The organism is Methylobacterium sp. P3_A11, from assembly GCF_056403155.1.
Genome location: NZ_JBFUGA010000189.1, coordinates 1 through 5,172 on the forward strand (window position 1 = coordinate 1; position 5,172 = coordinate 5,172).

Below are 5,172 nucleotides of genomic sequence, written 5' to 3' on the forward strand. Positions count from 1 at the left end.
ATGCCGTCGAGCAGGGAGTTCAGGCTCGACGAGCGCCCGTCGAGGGCCTGGGATGTGAAGAAGTTGGTCGGGTTGTCGAGGGCGGAGTTGACCGTCTTACCGGTGGCGAGGCGGTTCTGCGTGGTCGCCATGAGGGTGGCGGTATCCTGCAGCGAGAGCAGGTTCTGACGCGTGGCGGCCGACAGGGTGATGGAGGACATGGATCGCTATCTTTCCAACCGGAGCAACCCGATTCTCGGGGATCCCTAAGCATACCGATTAAGGTTAAGTCTGGATTAACTGCGCGGATATTTTTGGGCACGCGCTGCTTGCTCGGTAAAAGGGGTGCCGCGTCAGGAAGTCCTGTCGTGCGTGGACCATGACGGGACGGGGCCATCAACGATGCAGGCCCGACACTTGCGCGCCCCCGCCGATACGGCGTGGCCGATCCGGGATCAGTCGAGCCCGTAGCCGAGCAGACTTTCGGTTACATGTCCCTCGCAGCCCGCGTCGGTTGACACGAAATGGTCGTGGCCCCCGGCATTGCACCGGAAGATCGGGTGGGTGCCCGGCCTGCGCGCTTCGTAGATGTAGCCGGTCTGCCCGAGGGGGGTATGGCCCTCGCACCCGAGGTCCAGGCTCAGGAAGTGATCCTGTCCGGCGACGCAGCTCATCAGCCGTGCCGTCCCGGGTGCGGGAAGCGATAGCACCCTGCCGACACTCCGCTCGATCGTGTAGCCCGGACCGATAAAGCCGGTCGTGACCCAATGCCCACCCGGTCCAACGGCGCGTTGGAGCGCAGGGCGATCGGCGCCGCGCACAGTGCTGGCGGCGGCAATCCGCCAAGTGCCCGGATACGGGTCGCCCCCCGAGAAGTAGACGGTGATGTCCGGCAGGAACCGGGCGAGGCTGCCCGCGCTGTCGCGCTGGAAGCCCGGACTGTGATTGAGGTAGAAGCCGGTCACGTCGGAATTCAGGTAGCCAAGGGGCGTCCAGGCTGCCGGCGCACCGCTCAGCAGCGCCGTCAACGGCATCTTGAACAGGCCCATCTGGTAGGTCTCCCGGTCGGGATTCCGGCCGGGATCCTTGCAAGCGACCTGCTGGCACGCACGGCCCGGAAGGCCCGTGATCACGTAAACCTCCCCCGATCCCGGATCGAAGGCGAAATCGGAATTGGGATTGATGGTCGTCCCATCGGTCGCGACATTCGGAATCCGCACCGGTGGCCCGAAACGCACGCCGTCCGATGTGTGGCGGACGTAGAGATCGCCGAAGCCTGGAACACCCTGCGGTCCGGTGAGGTCGGTGGTGAAGACGAACAGGCCGGACCGACCATCCGCGAAGGTCGCCGGCTGCCCGGTGCCGTAATTACCCTGTGCGACCACCGGATTGATCGGCGCGATGACCGGTTCCGGATAATCGACCCACGTCACCTTGTCGTTCGAGAAGGCGAGGCCCGTCTGATTGTTGTTGCCGGGCAGGTTGTCCGCGCCGGAATAATACATCGCGTAGACGTAGGGCCGCCCGTCTGCTGGGTTGACGAAACGGCCGCGGATGACGCTGGGGTCGCAGACATACTGGCGGTTCCAGGAGCCGGACGTCGGTCGGAATACGGGCTGTGCCGGGGAGAAGCCTGTCTGCGGGCTGTAGGAGCGATGGAAGATCACATCGGTCTTGCCCTGTCCGCACCACCAGAAATCGGTGGTGCCGTCCTCCGTTATGACGCTGGGGGCATAGTTGTAACCCGCCGGGTTCGCCTCGTTCATGAACAGAGCTTGGGCTTCCGGACCCTTCCATCCCGCATGGCAGCGGGCTGTGAGTCCCACCATCGCCAACATCAAGACGACGAGGGCGCCGGTCAGGGTGTCGAAATCAGGCTTCACGGTGGCTCAATCCTCGATTCCGGCGTCCATACCACCGGCGCTCGATCTCGGACGACGTGGGCCAATGCTCAACCGTGACCGATATTCACCCGCCGTGCGGCGGCGCTGCCGCGCGGCGGCAGAGCGGGCGAAGGGCGCGATCGAGCAGCGATTGACGGCCCAGGACCATCTCGAAGAAATCGTACTCTCCGGGGCGGAAATTCGCTTTCAGAAATTGAAAATGCATGTGGAATGGCTTGAGCCGTAGGCGCTTGTAATCGGCCTCGGGGATCCTGTCCTTGACTCCCGCGGACCGGATGATCGGATTGTAGGCGAGAAACGCCGGCCTCTTGAGGCCGATATCGAAGATTGGATTAAATCCGTAGCAGTTGAGCCAGTCCTGCGGCGCCTGATAATCGCACCAGACGATGTGCCGGCTGTAGACCAGTGTCGCAATGTCGTTCCGGATCCGGCCGGCTTGGCGCTGCAGCGCGACGAACGGCATCCCGGAGCCCAGCGTGACCAGCGCTACTTTGGGATGCGCCTGAATGTCGGCGCCGAGCCGCGTGAGGACCCGTGCCGCGACCTCGACCGCCATGGTGGCGCCGAGGGAATGTCCGATGATCATGACCTCGTCGGGGGCGTCCGCGGGGTGAGCGCGCCAGTGGGCCATCTCGGTCAGGATCTGTTCCGCGAAGGCCGCGACACGCGCCTCGTAGTCCGGTCGTCGACCGTTCGCATGTTGCCAGAAGAAGATGCAGATGCTCAGGATGTGCCAGAAGAACAGCCGCCCGAGCGCCCTCCTGACGAAGGACAGACCCGCCAGCGCGGCCAGGGCGAGCGGCAGAGCCGCCCATGCGGGTTCCGCGATCGGAAACCGACTGACCGCCGCGTAGATCGCGAGGCCGGCCGCGATCAGCAGGATCGGGGCTATGAACACGACGAAAAAGGGAAACGCCGTCAGAAGGGTGTAGGGCAGCCCGAAACGGGATGTCTTGAAGATCAGTCCCTGCACGATCCCCGCCAAGACGCTGCGCGCGAGCAGCGCCAGCTTCCGCGACAGGGACCGTTCCAGATCCGACCGGATGATATCACTCCAGATCAGTGTCTGAATCCGGACCGCGGCGCCCTCGCCGTCCGCCGGCGCGCTGACCGCCCAGATCCGGCTCAGCCCATCGGCGCTGATCCGGATTTCCGAGACGGCGCGGGGCATCAGACCGAAGCGGGTCGTGTGACGGGCGAGCTCCCGTTTGAAGAACGTGGGAAAGCGGACGCCGCTGCGGGCGTCGAATCCGTGGATGAAGAAGACATGCCGGCGCCTCACCGGCAGCGGATGAAGATCTCGGAGCTTGAAGGGCGTGAACGATAAGTAGCCGCGAACCATATGATCCGACAAAGGCGAGGGCAGGAAAAAGAATCGTGGCGGTCGACTCCGCCGGCGGGGATCGGTGCATGGCACGTACGGAGCGAAGCCCACAACTGCCCGATGGTGAATACGGTTCCCTCGACTGCGACCGTTTATCATCCGCCCACCGCGAACGCCCCGGGCCGAGAGACGGCGGTAGGGAGCGAAAGGTGGTGACGCGCCGAAGAAGGACTGGACTTACGAAAATTGAACCCCCTACGATGCGCGACGCGGGGATCGTGGTCTGGATTGGATGCGCTTGTCAGGGGCCGTGAGAGCATTTCGCAGCGCTGCCCTTCGACGTCACAATATCGGCCACATCCAAGCTGCGTTCGACGCCGCGCCCAGCGGATGCATCATCCTGGCGGGTGACTCGCATGCGTCCCATCTGCCGCGCGTTCTGGCACCCCGCACCGTCCTCAATGCGGGCATCGCCGGGGCGACGGTCCGCTCCTACAACCGCGCTCTCGATCTGTTGAGGCAGCCCTTGCCGGGCTCCCTCGCAGTGCTGATCATCGGAACGAACGACATCCGCCATCGATCGGCGCTGTCGAAGGCGGCGACCGATGAGTTCTTTCGCCAAGCGGTCCGCATCGTCGAGCGCCTCCAGACGTGGACGCTCGATCCGTACGTGACGGCGTTGCCCCCGACACCGGTGTCGATGGCGTCGGAACGCGATCCCGAGACGGTCGAGGTCTATTCGGAGCTCCTGCGCGCTGTCAGCGAGTACCGGGGCGTGTCGTTCTGCGATCCGTTCACGTCGTTGCGCGGCGCCCGGTTCGGCTTGTCCGAGGACGACGCGTTCATCGATGGGGTGCGGCTACGGGACTACGGGGCGATCGCCCTACAGATCGAAGCCCATATCCGCGGCCACTGCAGACCTGAGCGATATTTGGAATGTTCCCTTCCCGGTTTTGACGCGGATTATTACCGGAATTGGTACCCCGACACGTCCCGATATCCCCTTGGGCCGACGCGTCATTACCTGGATTTCGGATGGCGGGAAGGCCGGGACCCGAGCGGGCAATTCAGCACCGACGGCTATCTCAACGCCAACCCGGATGTCCGCGCGGCCGACGTCAATCCGCTGGTCCATTTTCTGGAGGTCGGTTTGCTGCAGGGCCGGACCGGCTGGCAGAAGTCGCACCCGCATCCCACCCGGTATGGACGCGTCGACAATTAGGCGTCCCGGGTTGTCGGGCGGCCCGCACGGAATCGTGACCTCCGCTGTCGCAAAGCTGCCGCAGCGCAGGCCGCACATGCGGCCATGCGCCCCTTCCTTGCCGCCACATTCCTTGCCCTCATCGTCACCGGCGCCACCGCCGGGGAGGCCGGCCTGGAGGGACCCGTCGTCGCCGGTGGATTCGGGATGGGCGGATCGGACTATTATGGCGATGTCCGCAGCCGCATGCCGTTCACGAGCGAAGCGCCGCCTCGGCCGGTGGGCATGATCGACATCACGCGCGTCAGGGCCGCTCGGCGGCGGCAGGCCGCGCATCGGCCGCGCCATCGCGGCTGAGCGGCGGAACGCATCAGGCGTCGTCGTCCGGCTCGGTCCGTCGCCGTGCGCCGCCACATCCCAGCGCGAGGCCGCGCTCGGTTCTGACCGTCGACCGTTGCGACGAGGGATCCGCAGCGATGCGGGCCGCGCCCATGTTCGCGGTCTGGAAGCGCAGAGGCCATCCCTGCGATCGCCGCCGATGGATGGGGATCGACGGTCCGCCGCCTCAGTGCCGATATCGCTCGGCGAGGGCCATGAGGGCCTGGGCGAGTTCGGTGAGGTTGGCCGAGGCCGCCTCCACCTGCCGCGTCCCCGCCGCCGTCTGCTGGCTGGCCTGCCGGATGTTCTGGAGCGCGCCCATCACCTGCTCGATGCCGAGCTGCTGCTGGTTGGTCGAGGCGACGATCTGCTGGAAGGTCTGGACG

4 protein-coding genes and 2 pseudogenes are annotated in these 5,172 nt (G+C 65.4%); 2 read left to right on the forward strand and 4 right to left on the reverse strand.

Annotation, left to right across the window (positions count from 1 at the left end; translation table 11 throughout):
- The 3 genes and pseudogenes from AC1DXK_RS30015 to AC1DXK_RS30025 all read right to left on the reverse strand — a co-directional run.
- Window positions 1-200: pseudogene (locus AC1DXK_RS30015) on the reverse strand (flagellin); the annotation flags it as partial.
- A gap of 234 nt (window positions 201-434) precedes the next feature.
- Window positions 435-1,862, reverse strand: coding sequence for a hypothetical protein (locus tag AC1DXK_RS30020; protein WP_457108803.1), 1,428 nt, complete (start codon window positions 1,860-1,862; stop codon window positions 435-437).
- 85 nt (window positions 1,863-1,947) lie between these two features.
- The gene (locus AC1DXK_RS30025; protein ID WP_477299641.1) at window positions 1,948-3,366 is read right to left on the reverse strand and encodes a lipase family protein; all 1,419 of its coding nucleotides are present in this window, start codon (window positions 3,364-3,366) and stop codon (window positions 1,948-1,950) included.
- Between the two features lie 139 nt (window positions 3,367-3,505).
- On the opposite strand from AC1DXK_RS30025, the gene AC1DXK_RS30030 reads away from it, so the two are divergent.
- Together AC1DXK_RS30030 and AC1DXK_RS30035 are read left to right on the forward strand one after the other, a co-directional pair.
- Window positions 3,506-4,429 (forward strand): SGNH/GDSL hydrolase family protein, encoded by a 924-nt coding sequence (locus tag AC1DXK_RS30030; RefSeq protein WP_457108801.1) that lies wholly within the window; start codon window positions 3,506-3,508, stop codon window positions 4,427-4,429.
- A gap of 84 nt (window positions 4,430-4,513) precedes the next feature.
- Complete coding sequence (locus AC1DXK_RS30035; protein ID WP_457108800.1) at window positions 4,514-4,765, forward strand: hypothetical protein; 252 nt, start codon at window positions 4,514-4,516, stop codon at window positions 4,763-4,765.
- A 208-nt stretch (window positions 4,766-4,973) separates the two neighbouring features.
- Here AC1DXK_RS30035 and AC1DXK_RS30040 read toward each other — a convergent pair.
- Window positions 4,974-5,172 (reverse strand): annotated as a pseudogene (locus AC1DXK_RS30040) (methyl-accepting chemotaxis protein); the annotation flags it as partial.